The sequence below is a fragment of the Breznakia blatticola genome (assembly GCF_004365815.1).
GTDB classification, from domain to species: Bacteria; Bacillota_I; Bacilli_A; order Erysipelotrichales; family Erysipelotrichaceae; genus Breznakia; species Breznakia blatticola.
On the sequence record NZ_SODD01000024.1, the window covers coordinates 1 to 20417 of the forward strand.

At 32.9% G+C, this 20417-nt stretch carries 21 protein-coding genes; 2 read left to right on the top strand and 19 right to left on the bottom strand.

Annotated elements, in window-relative coordinates:
* Positions 1-62: 62 nt before the first annotated feature.
* Positions 63-680 carry a TOTE conflict system archaeo-eukaryotic primase domain-containing protein gene (locus tag EDD63_RS07080; RefSeq protein WP_134169901.1) on the bottom strand — a complete coding sequence of 206 codons (618 nt, stop codon included), beginning with the start codon at positions 678-680 and terminating at the stop codon, positions 63-65.
* A gap of 159 nt (positions 681-839) precedes the next feature.
* On the opposite strand from EDD63_RS07080, the gene EDD63_RS07085 reads away from it, so the two are divergent.
* Positions 840-2771 (top strand): BglG family transcription antiterminator, encoded by a 1932-nt coding sequence (locus EDD63_RS07085; protein WP_134169903.1) that lies wholly within the window; start codon positions 840-842, stop codon positions 2769-2771.
* A gap of 70 nt (positions 2772-2841) precedes the next feature.
* On the opposite strand, the gene EDD63_RS07090 is transcribed toward EDD63_RS07085, so the two are convergent.
* From EDD63_RS07090 to EDD63_RS07170, 17 genes are all read right to left on the bottom strand, one after another.
* Entirely contained in the window at positions 2842-3906 is a 1065-nt protein-coding gene (locus EDD63_RS07090) for an SIS domain-containing protein (protein WP_134169905.1), read from the bottom strand.
* A 19-nt stretch (positions 3907-3925) separates the two neighbouring features.
* Entirely contained in the window at positions 3926-5536 is a 1611-nt protein-coding gene (locus EDD63_RS07095) for a PTS system mannose/fructose/sorbose family transporter subunit IID (protein WP_134169907.1), read from the bottom strand.
* A gap of 14 nt (positions 5537-5550) precedes the next feature.
* Positions 5551-6024: a PTS sugar transporter subunit IIB gene (locus tag EDD63_RS07100; RefSeq protein WP_134169909.1), complete on the bottom strand. Its 474-nt coding sequence runs from the start codon at positions 6022-6024 to the stop codon at positions 5551-5553.
* Positions 6017-6412 (bottom strand): PTS sugar transporter subunit IIA, encoded by a 396-nt coding sequence (locus EDD63_RS07105; RefSeq protein ID WP_134169911.1) that lies wholly within the window; start codon positions 6410-6412, stop codon positions 6017-6019. The genes EDD63_RS07100 and EDD63_RS07105 overlap by 8 nt, the downstream gene beginning before the upstream one ends.
* 308 nt (positions 6413-6720) lie before the next feature.
* Positions 6721-7443 (bottom strand): GntR family transcriptional regulator, encoded by a 723-nt coding sequence (locus tag EDD63_RS07110; protein ID WP_134169913.1) that lies wholly within the window; start codon positions 7441-7443, stop codon positions 6721-6723.
* Between the two features lies 1 nt (position 7444).
* The gene (locus EDD63_RS07115) at positions 7445-8176 is read right to left on the bottom strand and encodes a GntR family transcriptional regulator (protein ID WP_134169915.1); all 732 of its coding nucleotides are present in this window, start codon (positions 8174-8176) and stop codon (positions 7445-7447) included.
* Between the two features lie 134 nt (positions 8177-8310).
* Positions 8311-8751 carry a GNAT family N-acetyltransferase gene (locus tag EDD63_RS07120; protein ID WP_134169917.1) on the bottom strand — a complete coding sequence of 147 codons (441 nt, stop codon included), beginning with the start codon at positions 8749-8751 and terminating at the stop codon, positions 8311-8313.
* 85 nt (positions 8752-8836) lie between these two features.
* A complete protein-coding gene (locus EDD63_RS07125; protein WP_243833748.1) occupies positions 8837-10219 on the bottom strand; it encodes an MATE family efflux transporter in 1383 nt (460 codons plus the stop codon).
* A gap of 48 nt (positions 10220-10267) precedes the next feature.
* Positions 10268-10906, bottom strand: coding sequence for a deoxyribose-phosphate aldolase (deoC, locus tag EDD63_RS07130; RefSeq protein WP_243833749.1), 639 nt, complete (start codon positions 10904-10906; stop codon positions 10268-10270).
* Positions 10907-10910: 4 nt separating this feature from the next.
* On the bottom strand, positions 10911-11756 hold the full coding sequence (locus EDD63_RS07135; RefSeq protein ID WP_208318308.1) for a PTS system mannose/fructose/sorbose family transporter subunit IID: 846 nt from the start codon (positions 11754-11756) through the stop codon (positions 10911-10913).
* The gene (locus tag EDD63_RS07140) at positions 11743-12525 is read right to left on the bottom strand and encodes a PTS mannose/fructose/sorbose/N-acetylgalactosamine transporter subunit IIC (RefSeq protein WP_134169923.1); all 783 of its coding nucleotides are present in this window, start codon (positions 12523-12525) and stop codon (positions 11743-11745) included. The genes EDD63_RS07135 and EDD63_RS07140 overlap by 14 nt, the downstream gene beginning before the upstream one ends.
* Positions 12526-12546: 21 nt before the next feature.
* Complete coding sequence (locus tag EDD63_RS07145) at positions 12547-13017, bottom strand: PTS sugar transporter subunit IIB (protein WP_134169925.1); 471 nt, start codon at positions 13015-13017, stop codon at positions 12547-12549.
* Between the two features lie 14 nt (positions 13018-13031).
* On the bottom strand, positions 13032-13445 hold the full coding sequence (locus tag EDD63_RS07150; RefSeq protein ID WP_134169927.1) for a PTS sugar transporter subunit IIA: 414 nt from the start codon (positions 13443-13445) through the stop codon (positions 13032-13034).
* Between the two features lie 4 nt (positions 13446-13449).
* Complete coding sequence (locus EDD63_RS07155; protein ID WP_134169929.1) at positions 13450-14274, bottom strand: sugar phosphate isomerase/epimerase family protein; 825 nt, start codon at positions 14272-14274, stop codon at positions 13450-13452.
* Between the two features lie 46 nt (positions 14275-14320).
* Positions 14321-14941 (bottom strand): HAD family hydrolase, encoded by a 621-nt coding sequence (locus tag EDD63_RS07160; RefSeq protein ID WP_134169932.1) that lies wholly within the window; start codon positions 14939-14941, stop codon positions 14321-14323.
* A 1-nt stretch (position 14942) separates the two neighbouring features.
* Positions 14943-15974, bottom strand: a complete 1032-nt coding sequence (locus tag EDD63_RS07165) for an SIS domain-containing protein (RefSeq protein ID WP_134169934.1) — start codon at positions 15972-15974, stop codon at positions 14943-14945.
* A 228-nt stretch (positions 15975-16202) separates the two neighbouring features.
* Positions 16203-17267, bottom strand: a complete 1065-nt coding sequence (locus EDD63_RS07170; protein WP_166667579.1) for an SIS domain-containing protein — start codon at positions 17265-17267, stop codon at positions 16203-16205.
* Positions 17268-17518: 251 nt separating this feature from the next.
* Between EDD63_RS07170 and EDD63_RS07175 the strand changes: the two genes are divergently transcribed.
* Positions 17519-18844 (top strand): prolyl oligopeptidase family serine peptidase, encoded by a 1326-nt coding sequence (locus tag EDD63_RS07175; protein ID WP_134169938.1) that lies wholly within the window; start codon positions 17519-17521, stop codon positions 18842-18844.
* A gap of 300 nt (positions 18845-19144) precedes the next feature.
* Here the strand turns inward: EDD63_RS07175 and EDD63_RS07180 are convergent, their stop codons facing one another.
* Positions 19145-20416 carry a hypothetical protein gene (locus tag EDD63_RS07180; RefSeq protein ID WP_134169940.1) on the bottom strand — a complete coding sequence of 424 codons (1272 nt, stop codon included), beginning with the start codon at positions 20414-20416 and terminating at the stop codon, positions 19145-19147.
* Position 20417: the final 1 nt, after the last annotated feature.

Genomic DNA, 20417 nt, shown 5'->3' on the forward strand with positions numbered 1-20417 from the left:
TTACCTTCCTTATTTTTATATGGTAATCTTACATTTCAATGTATCATCATACATGTAACAATCTAAGTTAGGTGCGCATCGGTTGAATTAAGCCATATATTAAATTCCTTACATGTATTTGCTAATCCGTTCACCTCTTTTTCCCAATCGATTGTCTTATCCTCATCATGATTATCAAAGTCAAAGACAATAAAATAACAAGTACTATCGAGTGTAATTGGATAAATTCCGATTGCTGTTGCTTTTTCACCACCCATTATATGGTTTTTATACAATGTTTTAGTAAGTTTTTCATATTCTCTATTTTTACATTTCTTACAATCAGCTCTTTTATCTCTATTTTTTAAGCACTTTTCCTTATTCCAAATATTTATACATTTTGGCGAAAAGCCAAAACGTCCGTTTTTTTGCTTATAACGTGTTGCATAAGCATCCTTTCTTCCCCTAAATAAATGGATGTATTCATTTAAATCTTCTTCTTTTATAAAACGTAAAAAATCGGTCGGTTTTTTACAATCCAACTTACTTAAATCGATTACTTTTTTAGTGGTCATTTGTTCATTAGAAACTTTATCTTTCCGTGATTCTATAAACCCCATATAATCAAGAAAACTTATTTCGCTATCTCTTAGAAGGTTTTGTAGATATTCTACATATAAATTATTATTAATGTCTTTCATAATTCAATTCTACAATTATATTGTATTGTATGCAAACTGAACTAGTGGTGCCATTTAAATAATAGCCTTCCAGTTATTCAGTAACAATTAGTATATATATCTTTCAATATTAATCTTTTTATTAGTAAATATTTGTTATAATTTACATATGGTGATTATATGAAAAGAAGAGAAAAAGAAATTTTATATTTTTTGGCAAAAAATACTCGTTATATTACAGGAGTGGAACTTGCAGATCAATTTAGTGTTACAAGTAGAACTATACGTGATGATATTAATTCCATTAAAAAAGAATTAAATGATGATATCGCAATAATAAACTCTCAAGCAGGTAAAGGGTATTTACTAGATATCAAAAACTTCAAATTCTTTGAAGAGTTTTTAAGTGACTTAAAACTCAAAGATGTCTCACAGTATTATGATGTACCTGATAACCCATATGATAGAGTATCTTATATTATAAAAAAGCTGTTAATGCTTGATTTCAGCATAAGAATTGATGATTTAGCTGAGGAACTATATATTTCACGTTCAACTCTAACTTCAGAATTAAAACAAGTTAGAGCAAGACTAAACAAATATGATTTACATTTATCCCATCAATCAGGAAAAGGATTAATTATCGAAGGCGAAGAATTAAAAAAACGATTATGTATTTCTGAGTACTACTTTCATAATCCTGCAATTGATGGATATTTTGTTGAAGATTCTGCATTGTTTGCAAGTTCAGTAAATCAGGAAGAAATTGCTTTCATAAAAAATCTACTGTTGAACACATTAAATCAAAGCAAAATATTCATGTCTGACACATCTTTTCAAAACTTAGTGATTCACTTAATCATATCCATCCGTAGAATGCGTTATTCTTATTATGTAGAGTATAAACAAGAAAATATTAATCAATTCAAAAAGATGAACGAATATAGAATTGCTGAATCCATTGCTGTTGCTCTTGGTAAAGAATTCAATGAAATATGGAATGAAAGTGAAATATGTTATTTGACATCTCACATTCTTGCTAAAAAAATGATACTTTCTGATGAGGGTGAAAAAAAAGTATCAAAGCAAGTAGAGTTCTTGATTGAAAAAATAATTTTTGATATTTACATGGAAGCAGGAATTGATCTTGGTTCAGACGATTATTTCAAGAACGTCTTAAAACTGCATCTAAATCCACTTATTTTGAGATTACAAAGTGGTTTAATTTCTAGAAACATGATGTTAGATGACATAAAAACAAACTATCCGTTTGCATATGAATTGGCTTTAATCGCTAAGAAAGTAATACAAGATGAAATGAATGTTTCTGTGATTGAAGACGAGTGTGGATACATAGCGCTGTATATTGGACTAGCTATTGAAAAAATGGTTGGTGAAGTCCAAAAGAAGAATATCCTTATTGTTTCATCTTTGGGAAGAAGTGCTATCGAAATACAAAAATTTAAAATCATAAATCAGTTTTCGGAGTACATCAATCGTTTAGATGTAGTTGAGTTGTATGAACTCCCAAACATTCAACATGACATCTATGATGTGGTATTAAGTTCTGTACCAATAACTTACAAAATACATGTACCTATCCAATACATCCATTCTATTTTGACTTCTACAGATTTAGAGCAAATAAAAAATAAACTTACACAAAAATTCCAAGATACGTATTCAACTAAAAACTTATTTCAAAACATTTGGGTCTCATACAAACCTGTTACAAGTTGGAGCGAAATACCAGAATCAATATCGAAATCAAACATCGATAATGAATCTTCACGAGAAGTTATCAATTTATTAAAATTCAATAATTTCAAAATAACTGTAAAAAATGATATAGCTTTAGTTTTTACAATATCACCTCAAAAAACTGATTCTATATATTATATAACAGCTCAATCTAAGTTTACTTATGAAAAAAATGTTTTTAAATCAGTGATAATTATTACACATTCATTATCTGAGTTATCAACTTATCAACAAGTTTTGCAATCAATTTTATCCATGATTACAAACAAGGAATCAGCTAAGCTACTTTGTGAAATGGATCAAGCAAAAGTAAAGGACTTTATCACAACATATTTAGGACACACTCAATAAAAAAGCAGACAATCACTTAAAGTAACTCTGTCTAAATATCAGAATTACAAAGTGATTGTACTGCTTTTTCTTATGCCTTTGCTTTTATCTTTCTTTCGAAATCATAATTAGATAAGTTGTAACTTAATAAATCTAATTCACTGCAAATACACTCGGAAAACACTTGAAACGGTATAATATCATTTATAATATTCATATCATAATTATCTCCGCCAGTAATATTAAGTGTATTTTTATCTTGAAGACTACAATCGTTAGTAATCAAATAAACGTGGTCTGTTAGACCTTTTGTCGCATTAAATAATTGAATCATTCTATCATGTGACTCACTGTTATTATCAATAAAAATGATCACATGGTCCTTTCTGATTTCGTACGATGGACCATGTACAAACTCTTCCATCTCATAAGCATTAGTAGCTGAACCAATCATTTCATTAAGTTTTAATGCACCTTCTAGAGCTACACCGAATGTACTTCCAATACCAACCAGCATCATTCTTCGACTATTAAGAATAGATGTCTTGTGACTTTCGAAAAATTTTATGGATTTATCTTTGCTATCAGCCATACAAGAGATTTGCTTCTCAATTTTGCCAATTTCCTGTTTCTTTTTTTGTTCTTTCCATTGTTGTAACTTGCTAGCACATTCAACTGTAAATTTCATAAGGAAGACACTTGAACATGGATATCCTTTTGCAACATAATAATCATCACTTCCACTTCCATATTCAAATACATTGGAACAATATTTTTGAATTGGAGCATCTTTATTCGTTGTCAAAACACATACTTCATGCCCAAGAGACATAGCTTTTTTCACTGCAGCAATCGTATTTGTACTTCTTCCTGATTGTGACATACAAATAACAAATGCTTGATCATCATATGCATAATCATACATAACATACGTAACTGACCATACAACTTTTACTTCTACATTGAGCGTATTTTGCATATACCACTTTACAGACATTGCAATATTATAAGACGACCCCGAGGCAACAACAACTATCTTCTTGCGTTCTTTTTTTGTATATAAATTTGCAAGTTTCTCTATTCGTTTATCTCTATCTTTTAAAATATCTAGACATAATCCTGGAGCTTTCTCCATATAATCAAACATATCTCTCATATCTAAACTTCCTTTCAAACTATGCAATAATTCCGATTAAATTGAATACAATTCCAAATGCCAATAACGCAAAAATTAATGGAAGAACTTTTACTTCTTTACGCAGTAATTTCGATATTACAAAAATTGAAATTAATGGAAGTAAGTTCGGTAATATTTCATCTAAAATTGCTTGAACTTCAACAGTAACGCCATTAGCCATATGGAATACCAATGGTGTAGATATGCTAATCATGTCGCAAGTCATCGCTCCGATTACACACATTCCCAAAATACCAGCACACAGTGACATTTTTTCAATAATATTACTTTTTGACATCATCTCGAGAACCTTATGTCCCAATTCGTAACCTTTGAATGTTAAAATATATCGCATAATCCAGTGTGGTACATTAAACACTAACAAGAATAGAATCGGTCCTAATATGCTTCCTTGCATCGCAAATTGACATCCAATACCAGCAGCAACAGTTTTTACGATTCCCCACCAAAAGCTATCACCAATACCAGCTAATGGTCCCATTAATCCAGCTTTAACACTGTTAATACTAGCAGCATCGAAATTTTTATCTTGAGCATTTTGCTCTTCCATAGAAGCAGAAATACCCATAATAAATGTTGAAAATTCTGGATTACTATTAAAAAACTCTAAATGACGATTAATCGCATCAGACTGATCTTGTGGATCAGAATATATTTTTTCAATTGCAGGTAACATCGCACGACAATAACCAATTGATTGTAATCTAGAATAAATAAACGGTCCCTCTAGTCCAAACGACTTAAAGAAAATGCTTTTTAAATCAGATTTAGATAACATTTTCTTAATTTCTGTTACCTCTTGTGGTTCATCATCTAAATCATCAAAATCGATAATACCACTTTCTTCTGCTCCTGTGTCTTTATCTTTTGTGAAAAAGAATGCAACTGCAGCAAAAGCAGCACCTAAAATTGCAACTGCCATTGTTGGCATTTGTAAATATGCAGCACATACGAACCCAATAAAAAAGAATGCTAATGTTTTAGGTGTCATAGTTAAATTAAATAGCATCGCAAATCCAAGTGCGGTAAGTAAGTTTGTACCAGTTCCAATTGCATTCATAACATCTTCTGGAATAGAGTTAGCAATATTTGCAACTGCTTCTGCTCCAACCAATAAACTAATAAATACAGTTAAGAACATAAACACACAACTTAATCCAAAAATAATCCAAAATGATCGATACACTTGCTTAGGTGTATTCTTTTCGGGATTATCAAATAACAACCTAGCTGCAACTAAATCATAACCAGTTGTAGCTAAGTGCTCTAATAATCTAAATACAATCCCAACAGGTATTGCTAAAGCAACTGCAGCTTCAGTACTTAATCCCCCTGAAATCGCAAACCCTGCTCCTAACACTCCCGCTATTGTTATGTTTATTGGAATTGATATACCAATTCCCATCATCCCCATAGTGGCTAGTTCCAATGTACCACCAATAATAATACCTTTGCTTAAATCACCCAATACAAGACCAACCAGTGTACACATCACAAGTGGTCGTGTTGACTTATTAATTCCATCAACATATTCACACCATCCAAAGACAGCGATTAAACCTAAAAGTATTTGTTGAACAATATTCATATATACCCCCTCGTCTACTTAATTAAGTCTTTAATATCTTGTTTATTATCTGAAGGCATTTGACGCGCTTCGATTTCGTATCCTTTATCTAAAATCTCACGACAAATATCCACATCTTTTTCAGTTAACGTTATCGCATTTGTGTATCTAGTGCTTCCTTCTCGCTCACGTAAACCACCTAGATTTAAACTATGTAATTCATCAACATTCATTATTAACTCTTTGGCATCTTCCAAATTATTTACAATTATCAACGATGAATACTTTTTCGCTTTATCCGTTTTTAGTATTTCAACAGCCTTTTTCACCTCAACTATTGTAAGATTAACATTTTGTGGTTTTGCCAAACCTAATGTCATTTTTGTAAATTCATCATGTGCTATCTTATCATTTGCTACAATTATTAAATTCACTTTCAAACTCTTTGTCCAAGCGAAAGCTACTTGACCATGAAGTAATCGATCATCAACTCGTAATAGCTTAATCATTATACTCTCCTCTCGCTAACATATTTACATAAACCATTTGTTCTCTAGCTTGTACTATTTTTTCATTGAGAAAAGTTGTATCCATTTCTTCGTCATAAAATAGCATTTCTAATACAAATGGCAAATTGAATCCAGAAATTATGTGAACATTTTCATTCATATATCTCATAATTTCACGATTAACACTTCCTGCCAATAGATCCGTAAAGACAATAATTTCATTATCAACTTGACTAGAAAAATACTTCTTCACTTCATCAATTATTGAATCAGAATTGACATATGCATCAATTATGTCGATATCATTTCTATCTCCTGCTAATAAGCGGATTGTTGATAACATACCTGATGCCATTTCTCCATGAGTTGCAATTAAATATCTTCTCATATACTCTCCTTTCTAATTACATTATATTTTTCCGCATCCTTTCTAACAAGACGACCTTTTTCCGATTATCTGCGGAAATTTTCCTCTAACTACACACTCATTACAATACTTTTCCTCATGTATGCGGAAATTAATAAAGATTAGTATCAATTTTCTTTCTAATAAATACTTCTGACATTGAATATGTATTGTATGCTACAAATTCGTATTATTAACATGATAAATAAAATACATGATTTTAAAAAAAACGACACTATCTTGAATTTTCCAAGTACTGAGTCGTTTATCTTTAATATATACAATTGTATTTAACGTATTGCTTCGTATGTAAACACAGCTTTGTCACATCGCAAATAACTTTCTGTGTATTCTACTATGTGTCCTTCACTATCTTGACCAATGTATTCAAAATAGTAAAGTGGATCATTTATTTTAATTCCCATTTGTTTAGCTAGTTTTTCATCTGCTTCAATGATAATAAGACGTTGTTTAAACTTTTGTGGGAATCTTCCTTTTCTTGCCATATAGTCATAAATAGATACATCTTCAAAGTTGTAATCATCTACATCTTCGAAGTATTTAAATGGCATATAACAATATTCCATGGCAAATGGTGCATCATTGGCACAACGAAGACGGTGAATTAAATATACATCTTCATATTTTGCTAGTTCCATTTTAGAACCTAAATAATTAAAAGCTTTTAACATTCCTTTTTCAAGAACGATATCTCTTGTTTGTGCTCCTTGTTCGCGAAGTAATGCACTAATACCATATGCATCTTCTCCACCAAGAATTAGACGTTGTGAGTTCTTTCTTTGCACAAATGTACCTTTTCCATGAATTCGAAATAAGTATCCTTCTTCTACCAAAGATTCAATGGCCTTTTTTACCGTCATTCGATTTACTTGATACATTTCAGCAAGCTTTCTTTCACTAGGAATCGCTTCTCCAGGTAAGTATTCTTGATTATTAATTTTCTTAATAATCGCATCCTTGATTTGGATATAAATCGGCATCCGATAATCCATACTAATTTCTTCCTTTCTTTGGTAACAAATCATTATTTACAAACACAAAACGATCCATAAGCATATACGCTTCAATGTACTCGATTGGTTCTTTTTCTTTTGACATAACGAGTCCTTGTTGTTTTACAAGTTTTTGTCCTACTGGTATAGATAGAGCTTTTGCAGTATATTCATCACTTTCTACGACAATAATTTCTTGTTCTGAAAATGCGATATTGTTTAAATAATCATCTTCCAATACATCATATAAAGAATTATTCTCTAAATCTTTTTTATCTAGATCTGGTGCTACATCATATGGAACAGCAGAAGCTTCCAATGAGATTTTTTCATCATCAACATAGCGAATTCTCTCAATTGCATAGTATTTTGTTCCAATTGGTAGTTTAAGTTTAATTGATAGTTCTTTACCTACTTCTTTGCGTGAGATGGAAAGCAACTTCAATCGTTGTTTCTTACCCATTTCTGCAACTGTTTGCGATGTTGAAGAAATGCGGTATACATTCTTTTCAATACGTCTAGGCGCAACAAAATACCCACTTCTTTCTTTAGCGCAAATCCAACCTTCTTGAAGTAGCAGTTTTAATCCCGTTCGAACGGTTCCTCGTTGAACTTCAAACTTCTCTGCTAACTCTCTTTCACTTGGAAGTTTCTCACCCTCTAGAAGTGGAGTGTTTTCAATCATATATTTGATTTCATTGCAGACAATAATGTCTAATGTTAATAATTTCATGGTACAACCTCTTTACGGTTTCATTATACCACATGAATTCAAAAAGCAAATGATAACAAATTAATTTTATCTAAATTACGATATGTAATAATATAAGAAAAAGCAAAGAAAGAATTTCCCTCTTCGCTATGTATCTAATACTTTTCCATTACGATATATTCAGTTCGTTTATATCCCAACTTTTCATAGAAGGCTAATGCTTTTTCATTGCGTGGGTTTACTTCTAAAGTGAATGTATAATCATCAATATCATAGTTTGCTTCTAACCATTGAAAGAACTTTCTTCCACAGTTTTGACCACGCATTTGTGGGCAAATATAGAGTTCATCTATTAAGATGGTAATACTTTCATTTCCATTACTCCAAAAGAACCCTAAAAGTGCATAACCGACAATTTGTTGATCCATTTCTAGAATAAGTCCTCTTACGTACGGAGAGTTTTTCATCACCATTTTAAAGGTTGCTTCATACTGTTCAATTGAACCTTCTTCCAATGTTGCAAACCCACTATAAAAGTCTTTTGACATCTCGTAATATATTTCTTTATCTTGTTGTGTAAAATCACGTATATTCATCGTTTATCTCCTTTCTTCATGATGTATATAGAAGAAACGCTAACGATGAAACTCGTCATTGGCATGTAGAATCAGTCGACTATGCTCATCCACAGTTTCCCTCCTCTTTTAAGGTGATGTTTTTTACCCAATTTTCTTTATGATAAAAATGAGTTGCAATAAATACCTTGAGTATATTGACACCTTCGACACATGCGAATACCCAGATTAAATCCAAGTGCAACACACGTGTTGTTAGTATACTAAGAAATGTTGGACCAAAGACAATAAACAAGCCATCTATCGCAAGAACTGAGTTTGTATCTCCTCCTGCACGTAAGATATAATAGCAAGTTTCTGCATACCCTTGTGTCCACATGACCATTGCTTTAATGATAAGTAGAATAATTGCCATCTTCGTATTCTGTGTTCCTAAAGAGAACGCTTTTGGAATAACTGGAGTTAGTGCAAGTACAAGTACACTACCAACAACGTAAATAGCTAGCCCAATCTTAATTAAACGCATGGAATCTTTTCTTGCTTGTTCCATCTCATTGGCACCTAAATCATTGCCGACAATTGCTCCAGTTGCTGCTGCACATCCAGCAAAAGCTACATAAACCAGACTCGATACATTGTCCACTACTGTAAGTGCTGGTATAAAAGCTTCGTTTACATAGCAGTAATTCATAAATACAACACTTAAACCAACGGACCAGATAATTTCATTGAAAATTAAGGGAATGGTATTTTTAATAATATTGTATTTTGATTCACTTTGCATTTTGCCAACCGATTTACCTAAGTGTAAAGTTGCGTTTCTTTGGAATAATAAGATTACTAAAAATCCTAACTCTAAGAATCGTGAGATCATCGTTGCTAGTGCTGCACCTTGTACACTTAATGGCGCAAAACCAAAATGTCCAAAGATTAATACATAGTTAAGTACAACATTACTTACAAAGGCAATTGCTCCACTTACCATTGGAATTTTCGGTAAACCAATTACACGATATGCAACTGCAATCATCATAGTCAATGCAAAAGGTATATACGAATATCTAACAACTTCCAAATACTCCAATGCAAGTTGGATTGTACTTTGCTTACTTACAAAGAACGTAATTACACTTTCAGGAAAGATACATAAATAGATCGTTGATATACACCCTACCCAAAAACATGCACGCAAACCAAAACGGAATGTTTGATGATATGCATTATGATTTTTTGCCCCAAAATATTGTGCAATATAAATACCAACACCATTAGCTAGACCAAAGACAGCTAGATTAAAAATAAAGAAAAACTTATTGGCGACCGTTACTGCACTTATCGCCTCTTCACTAATTCCACCAATCATGAGTGTATCTGCAATACTTAGTAAATTGACTAACAGTTGTTGAATAACCACAGGTAAAGCTAAATATAAGACCCGTTTTAGAAACGGTTTACTGATTTTTGTGTGTCTCATTTTATATGTAGACATGCATTCCTCCTTTCAAAAAACCGGCATGCTCATGCATGCCAGTTTTGATTATTTTTCGCCCTCAATGATAGCGATGGCAGCACTTGCGCCTAAGGCATTTGCTCCAACTTCTACAAAAGATTTTGCATCTTGGTATGTTCTAATACCACCGGCTGCTTTAATCTGTATTTGATTGTCTAAGGTCTTTCTCATCAACTTCACATCTTCAAGTGTTGCACCACCAAAACTGCGCCCTGTCGATGTCTTTAAAAAGACAGGTTTTGCAATATTGGCTAATTGGCAAACTTTTTCTTTGGAAGTTTCATCCAACTTACACATTTCAACAATTGCTTTATCCACAATGTTGTGTTGTTTACAGAAATAAGCAACTTGAACCAATTCATCAAGAATGGCATCAAAATTACGATTCTCAATGTTTTCTTGGTTTAATACATAATCAATTTCTTTATATCCTAAAGTAGCGTACCGTTTGAATTCGTTTAACTTTTCATCCAAGGTCATCTTTCCTTCAGGAAAATCAATTGCTCCAGCAATGATAATATCGCTATCTTGTAAAAACGTTCTTGTTTGTTCTAATTGATCTTCTTCGGCAAAGATACAACGAACATTGTACGTTTTTGCTTTTTCTAAATACGTTTGATACGTATCGTTTGGATCTTGTATATAATCGATATACTTGTTAATCATGATTTTAAGCAGCCATGATGCCGAAGTATGCCATTACAATTCCAAATACAACAGTTAATAAGATAAGTTTTACTGGTCCTACTTTTTTACCTAGTGCCCAGTAATATGTCCATGTGACCCCTAGACCAACAAGTCCAGGCATGATTCCATCTAAAATTTCTTGTAAGGTTTGTGCAGTTTCTCCACTTCCAATTTTCAAAGATACTTCTGCCCAGAACATATCACAAGTCATCGAACCAATAACCATGATTCCAAGAATACCTGCAGCATGCATAAGTTTATCCATAGTACCGTTTGCTTGTGCTTTTTGTAGGTATGTAAATCCTAAGTCATATCCTAAATGTGCACCAAATACACGAACTAAGAATGCAGGAATGTTATAAATTAAGAAATATAGAATTGGTCCAAGAATATTTCCTTGTTGTGCTAATGAAAGTCCAACTCCAAGAGCAATAACACGAATACATCCTAAGAAAATAGAATCTCCAATTCCTGAAAGTGGTCCCATTAGTGCAGCTTTAACTCCACTAATTGCGCTACCATCGATCAAGCCTTTATTACGTTCTTCTTCCATTGATAATACAATCCCACCAACAAATGGTGCGAGTTGAGGCGTAATGTTGAAGAATTCCATGTGACGTGTTAATGCTTCTGCATATCCCTCAGGATTGTCTTTGTAAATTTTCTTTAGTTGTTTATCAATCATCAATAAGAATGCCATGTGCATTTGACGTGGATAGTTCCAAGAGTACTCCATTCCAAGTGCTCCAGTGTTGAAACACATTCTTGTCAGTTCTTTTTTTGTGATTAATGGTTGGTTTTCCACTGTATTTTGATTAGAAGTCGTCATCATCCATGTCCTCCTCTTGTACGCCATCTGCTGTGGCAAATTTCTTACTGCCATCTAAGAAGCCAAATTTTTCAATTACGATAATCACACCAATAATTGCTACTCCAAGTACTGGCATTCCTAAAAATGCGGTTAATGTATATCCTAAGAAATAGAATGGTACAAGTTTTTTATTCAAGATCATACGCATTAACATCGCAAATCCTAATGTTGGTAACATACCAGCAGCAATTGCCATACCATTGATTGCAACTTCAGGAATTGAACCAATAACTGCTTGTACAGCATCTACTCCAAAATAGAATGATAAAGAAACAAGTAAGAATTTTTCAATGACTCCAAAAGCACCCATTAACCAGTGAACTTTTGTAATTTTTTTCGAATCACCTTTGGTCGCAGCATCATCTGCTATTTTTAGAAATGCAGGTGTTAAAGCTGCAATAAAGTTACTAATTGATAAAGCAATTAATGCAATTGGCATTGCAAGAGTGATTGCTGTTTCTACTCCTGCTCCAGTTGTAATTGCAAATGCAGTACCTAAGATTCCACCAACGACTACATCTGGTGGTATGTAAGCACCAACGGAAATTGCACCCATAAAGATTAATTCAAGACTCGCTCCTACAGTGATACCCATTTCGAAGTCCCCTAAAATTAATCCTACAATTGGACCAGTCGTAATTGGTCTAAATGTATATAATGTCCCAAATTGGTAATCCAGCACTCCCCATACAGCAACTAGACCCAATAAAATTGATTCTAATAACATTGTCTTCCCTCCTGTCTATAGTTATAGTACGTTTTTGACAAGTATTTTTTTATCATCGACTAATGGACGGATTTCGACTTCCAATCCTTTATCGATAAATGATCGTAATATTTCTTCTTCTTTAGGTGTTACAAAGATTTGTTTACTTAACGCTCTTGTATCACCCTCTTCTTTTGTGTTTCCTAGATTGATACTTTGAATAGATGGACATCCATTGACCAATTCTTGCGCTTCCGCAATGCTTTGCACAACAATAATTAATTTATATTTATCTGTTACTCCACTATTGATTGCCTCAATAGAATTTTTCATATCCTTAATTACCAATTTACAACCTGAAGGTTTTCCAAGTTTTAAAGTGGTTTTCCATACATCGTCATTAATCACAGAGTCACTAGCAACCAAAATACAGTCGGCTCCTACTCCATTTGTCCAAGAAAATGCTACTTGTCCATGTAATAATCTGTGATCTACCCTTACTAGTTTAATCATTATATTTTCCTCCTTTAAAACTCGTCATCGTCATTCACATCTTCAAATAATTTGTTGCAAAACTTTGGTGCAGTATCTACACTGCTTGTAATTTGATCAAGTGTTGTTGCGATATCTACACTTGGATCTGCTAGAAATATTTGCATTAATAATGGTAAATTCATACCGGTTACTAAGTAGTAGTTTTCTTTTCCTACATACTTCATAAATTCATTATTTACACTTCCACCAAACACATCGGTTAGTGCAATAATTTCTGCATCATCAGCAATGCTATCAAAAGCATCCTTTACCTGTTTTTCAATGTTTGTGTCTTCTACATATCCATTAATAATGGTTACGTTTTCTTGCTCACCAATTATGATTTTGATACTCTCATAAATTCCTTTGGCAAATGTTCCATGTGATGCTATTATGTAATGTCTCATGTTCTTACTCCTTACTACATACTTGATATTGATTCATTGTTTTTTGATCTGCTTCAAATGGCTTTTCAAAGTAGATATTGTTTACACTTTCTAATGAAAGTAACCCCTCATATCCATATTTTTGTAGGATTTCTAAATCCGCTTTCATATCCCTTGTTCCATCTGACCATGCTAAGTGACCAACTGGTTTTCCATCAACGAAGTGCACATGTGCAATTTTCTTACCAAATGCTTTGAAATAATCATCTAGCGTTTCATTTGCACCTGCCATCGCTCCAAAATCGATACAAACATATAAATTGTCATGATCGACTGCTTGTAAATAGGATTGTAAAGATGAAATGGAATTCACAAGTCTTGATTCATCTTTTTGCAATGCTTCAATAGCTAAACGAATGTGTTTACTTTCTGCGTAGGCTACTAGTTTTTTCATCATTTGCACACTTCGCTTAAACGCTTCATTTACATCTTCATCAAGAAATGCCCAACCACTAGTCACAAGAACTAACTTGGCATCAATTTGACTTGCTACATCAATTGCATGTTTGAAATAGGCTTCCACTCGCTTGATAGCTTGTGAATCTTTGGCTGCCATATTATTTGGTTTTGGATTGGTTTGTTCTGGACAAATCACTTCGATTTTCACTCCGTATGCTTTCTCCAACTTTTTGAGTTTATTTACATCCTCATATCCTTGATAATCCATAAAATAATGATGGGGTCCTGTCCATATTTCTGCTTTTTTAAATCCTATAGATGAAACCTTTTCAAAGAAGGTCTCCAGTTGATAGAATCGATAATGTCCATTCATTGCACACAATTCATTCATTTGCTTTACTCCTTTTTACATAAGACTTGCAATCAGTTGATATGCTTCAAACAAATTTTCTACAAGATAATCTGCTTTTTTGCTGGTCGATGTGATAGCGATGGTCTTTTATCGCTATCACTTTCATACCAGCTTGCTTTGCAGCTTCAATTCCATCCTTAGAATCTTCAATCACGATTGCATGATCTGCACTTACACCAAGTGTGTTCAATGTATAGACGTAGATTTCAGGATTCGGCTTCGACTTAGTAAACATGCGTCCACTAACGATGGAATCAAAGTATGTTTCAATACCGTTTTCTTTACAAACATGTTCGATGATATCTGGATCATTCGAACTTGCAACGGAGAGTTTTACATTTTGTTTTTTTAATTCCTTCAATAAGAATTTTAGGTAAGGTTGTAAGAAATCAGTAACATCGAAAGGCTCTCCTTGATAGGTTTGCCGATAATACGCATCCATTTCCAGTGCATTTTTATCTAAATGCAACCATGAAGCAAGATAGTTCCATGTCACTTCATGACTCGTACCGATAATTTTTCTAAGTTCTTGCATAGGTACTTGTACTCCATGTTGTTGTGCAAAGCAATAAAACTCATATAAATTAAAGGGTTCTGAATCAATAATGACACCATCCATGTCGAAGATTACTGCTTCTATATTCATCTTAGTATTCGAATTGACGGTAGTAACGTCTGTAGTTCAAGTTATGTTTTGTGTATGTTTCATAGTGAGCTGCTAAACGTTCTGTTAAGACTGATGTTGCAATCATAGGTGAAACAATCACTCTAAATTCATCATCAATTCCATCAAGTGCATATTCTTGTGTATCAAATACAACAAGTTTGTTTGTAAAACGTTGACAGAATCTTTCTACACGAGTGTCTAGTTGACGACATTCATCTTCACCTTTTACTAAGAATACTGGAACTCCTGGTTCTACTAATTCAAGTGTACCATGGAAGAATTCAGGAGATGTAACAGATTTTGTACGTACCCATTGCATTTCTTCTAAGATACACATTGAGAATAAGTATGTTTCACCCCAAGTTGCTCCTGAACCTACCCAAATATTGTATGGTTCGTTGTAGTATTTCTTAGCGATTTCTTCAGCTTTAGGGTCGAATTGTTCGCGAATTGCAACTAGGTTTTTGAAGATTCCTTTCATTTGATCAGCAAATAATTCGTATTTTGGGAAGTATCCCATTTTATTTAAAATACGCAATGCTAATAAGTCAAATAACAAGTAACTGTATTCACACATACCTGTTGTTACATCTGCTTGGATAATTTTTGTAGAAACTTTTCCTAATGGACTTTCATGTTTCGTGAATGAAACCACTTCGATTCCTTCTGCTTTAATCCAAGTTGCTGCTTCAACGATTTCTTTTGTATCCCCTGAAGCACTTGCTGTAATAACAACAGAATCTTTCGTAAGTTTCTTTGGACGTAATACATTAATTTCAGCTGCTTCAACTAAATACACATCTAAATCTGAATATTTATCCATGAAGTATTTCACTGGAGCAAACTCAGCATACGTACCACCAATTCCTAGAAAGAAGATATTTTTGAATCCTTTTTCAACGATCTCATCTGCAACTTTTTCAACTGCACCACGTTGTGCATAAATTGCATCACCTTCTTTAAGATATTTATCTACATCAAATTTTGCTAATGTTACTTTTTCTTTTTCCATTTTGTCCTCCTCAATCAATCAATAATGAAACATAAAGCGTATCTTATCAGAAACCTCTGGGCCCTCTTGTGGTTTCTTTGCTAATCCACTTTACATTTTCAATATACCAGTACATATTTACTTTTGCAAGCGCTTTCTTTAGATTTTTGTTCACACAAAGAAAAAAGGAAATCCAAAAATATAAGATTTCCTTTTATTTATCGTATGTTTTACAATTTTAGTTTTTTTCTATTTTGTCTTACTTTTTACCACTTTATTAAAGTCTTTCATCAAAATATGGTCTTCCCACTGGTTTTTCTCGGTTGTAATCTGGTATGCCAAAACCTGAAAAAGAACTACGTGGATAAGCGGTGATAATGTTGGTAGTACATCAAGGTCATAATGATAGATAGTATCTCCCTCTATACCTCTTGATATTAAATAGCTATGATCTGTAATACAAGTAGTTGCATGCCAAATATCTTGTACTCGTTTTGAACTTGCATCATGATTATCAATACAGATTACAGTATATGATGGATCTAATTGTAAATTAGGTCCATGAATATACTCCTCTATTTCATAGGCAAAAGCTGGTATCTTAACTGTTTCACTAATTTTTAAAGCACCTTCACAAGCAGCACCTATGTTCGGACCAACTGCACAAATAAAGAGCTTTGACATGGATAATAACGCTTTTTGATGACTTCTATAAAAATCGACAGCTTGTGTAATCAGTTGAGGATATGCATCATAAATACATGATAATTGTGCATGAAAACCATCTACATCTTTTGCACTAATATACTCTAGTTGATATGACGTATGTATAGCAAATATGCATAAATACAAAGCAAGTGTACTTACTCCCTTAGTAACATACCCTACGCTTTCTTTACCTACGCCATAGTCAATTACGACATCAGCTGATGCAACATCACTATGTATATTGCCAGTTAGGACAATTGCTTTACGATTTAACTTTTGGATTTTCTCTATTGCATCAATGGTATTGGTGCTTGATCCACTTTGACTAATAGCAAATACAAATGTTTTATCATCCACATATTTCGTATAGTGTGTAAATGTATATGGACTAATCACTTCTACATCACAGTATAACGTATCTTGCATAAAGTATTTTGCGCAAAGTGCAGCATTGGCACTTGACCCACTAGCAACAATCAGTATCTTTTCATACTCCCATTCTAGAAAACATTCCATTAGTGGCTGTATAAGTATTTTTGCTTGCTGTAAATTTGTTTTACATACTGCTTCTGTCTCGATTATATAATCCATCATTGTCTCTTTCATTGTACAATCCCCTTTCGTGGTTTTTATGGTAATCCACTTTGATTTATTTATATACCAGTGATATTTCAATGTCAATAGTTGAAAAAACATTAGATTTCACTTGCACATTAGAAAACTATTGGTATAATCAAAATTGAAAGTGGTTGTTTATACAATACACTTCATAGGAGCGTTCCTGATAAACATCGATAAACCATATTACTTTTAAGGGGAATAAGTAATACATTTCAATGTGAAAGGAATGAAGAGAAATGAAGAAATTATTACTCATTACAAGCTTACTATTCGCAAGCTTTTTCATGCACGCGCAAAACGATACACTTTATGCAAATACAACTACTGTCAGTTTTGATGTTGTAGGTAACGTATTCGATTACGGTGCACAAATCAATCAAGTGAAAATTCACTATGATGTGCCAGTTCAAACAGATGCAATCACAAACGATACATATCAAGTAACTACAGATTACGCACTTGAAGGTGTTGAAGTTGAAAACGGTGAAAGAATCATCGAACAAATCGAATTTGAAAATGAAAACAAGACAGTTATCTTACACCTATCTTATGGTGTAGACGTTGGTCTTGCCTATGTATTGTATTGGGATGATGATGCATTTTTAAATCATCCATTAACGGTTCAATATCAACTAACATCAAAAGCAATTCCATTAGCAGATGGAAGTGAACTACAACCGACTTACAATCAAGGTAACGTTAGTTTTGGCTCAGTTGATGCTTTTACTAGTGGTGAAAGTAGTAGTGGTATCCACTATCGTGATTATAAGCCTAAAGATGACGGCAACAAGCATCCACTAATTATCTGGTTCCATGGCGCTGGTGAAGGTGGAGAAAACAACATTACACAAATATTAGGTAATAAAGGTGCATCTGCATTCGTTAGCGATGAAGCACAAACTGTATTTGATGTCCCATATGTTCTTGCACCTCAAAGTTCGACCTTTTGGATGCCGGAATTAACCTTATGGGATGAATTAACTCTAACTGGTGAAGATCAAACCGAAGCAGTTGTCGACATGATAAAAGAATACATCGAACAAAACCCTAACATCGATACAGACCGTGTGTATATCGGTGGAGGCTCAATGGGAGGTTACCAAGTATGGAAAACGCTATTTGCTGCTCCAGAATTGTTTGCAGCTGCTTTCCCTATTTGCCAAGCCTATGAAGTGCCGCAGGATAAACTAGAAACCGTTAAAGACATCCCTATTTGGATGGCTCACACAAAAACGGATGATACCATTCCAGTAAGTTATTCTCAAGACGCATATACGAACGCGAAAGCTCTTGGTCTAAATATTACATACACGGAATTTGAGAGTGTTGAAGTTGACGGAGTTGAACTTGAAACACATGCAGCATGGGTATATCTACTAAACAACAATGCAACTAACAAAGAAGGTGAACAATTCTTTGACTGGCTTGCAGCACAAAAGAAAGTTGATGCAATTATCGAAGATGATTCTTCAAACAGCGACACTCTATTTGTCAGTGCAATTGTTGGTGTAACTGTAGTAGCACTAGCATTTAGTTACTTACGTTCAAAGAAGCAAAATTAATGTAAAATGACAGCTGTTCCATTTCAGCTGTCATTTTATGATAGTTTGTGTAAAGTTTTATATTCTCATAAAACCATACATATTTAGTTTGTCTCACTTTTCTTCTTAGCTATATTGTTTCTTTAATAAACAAATAATCGTAAATCATGATGTTATGTATAGTTATGAAACCCACACTTTGAGTTTTTTATAAAATAATAATACCTGTTACTTGTAAAACTTTATTATTCTATTTTTCGTCTTTTCTACATTTCTTTAAGGTTGTTAAATTCTATAAAACTATATCCTAAGCAAATTCATTTATCCAAAAAATGACAATTGATCAATACTTTTAGTATTTTTCTTACTTTCATTTATTATCTTTTGTTCATTTTTCAGCAATTGAGAGAATTTCTCAGATATTTTTCTATATTTAACTAATCTTGGCTCAATATCTTTGCAAACAGTTTTTGCTTCTGAGATTTCCTCTTTTTCTGATACTGTTAATTTCTCATTTTTATATTGCTCTAGTGTATTAATTAAATCATTTATATTCTTTAGATTTTTAACCATCATTTCCCCATTAATGACATAGAAAAACTTAACATACTTATTATTTAATAATAGTTGAATTGTATTCCTTAGAGTACCTGAGCTAACTTCTATTGCACCGTATCTATTTATAATAATTGGCTTAAATATTGACAATCCCCAATCCGCGACTTCAGCCATTTGTCTATCTTTTTGCATTTGTTGTTGCTGTCGTTTAAGCAATTCATCAACCTCAATTGTTTCTAATTCCCACTCAGGTTCTATTTTTACTCGGGGAGTTTGCTTGATAGTATAGATTTTTACATTTGTATATTTGGGAGAGGATCTTAAATAATCAATTATTTCATTATCAACACCTTTCTTTGAATCTCCAATAACTATTCTTATATTTTGTTTTATTATTGATTTCAGGGATTCTTGAATGATTTCGGGAATTTCATTTTGTGTTCTCGAACCAGAAATAAAAACTGTTTTTACCCTTGATTTGTTCATTTTCATTGACTTCAATTCATTTTCTATAATGCCTGATTTTGCTTGGTATTTATCCGATATTAACAAAATTCTATCATTAGCAATTGCACTCCGCACATCAGCATAACTAAGTAAAGTGTTAATTGGTCTATCTGTTATGAAGATAACAGAAGAAGTACATTGTTTAAAATCGGAATATGAAACTGTAATATTGGGATTGCTTATCGTAAGTAACTTTTCATTTCCAATGATAAAATACAAGTTGTTTTTTCTAATGAACTTACTCGTTATTTCTTTGGACAACTTCTGCGACTTAGAAAAGAAAACTTTTATACCTCTTTGTGAAAGTTCTTCTAATCTAAGACTTAGTTTTATCCCTTGATTTAATTGGTTAGTGATTTTATTTCTTAAATCATCTGGCATAGAAATTTTGCTAATGTGATCCCTCTCAATAAATTCATTAATGTTATAGTTTACAAGTTTATCTTTTTCTATATCATTTAATGTACTGTCCAACAAATCACTTTCTAAAGCTATAAGTATTTTTTCAATTGCACTATACTGTGACATA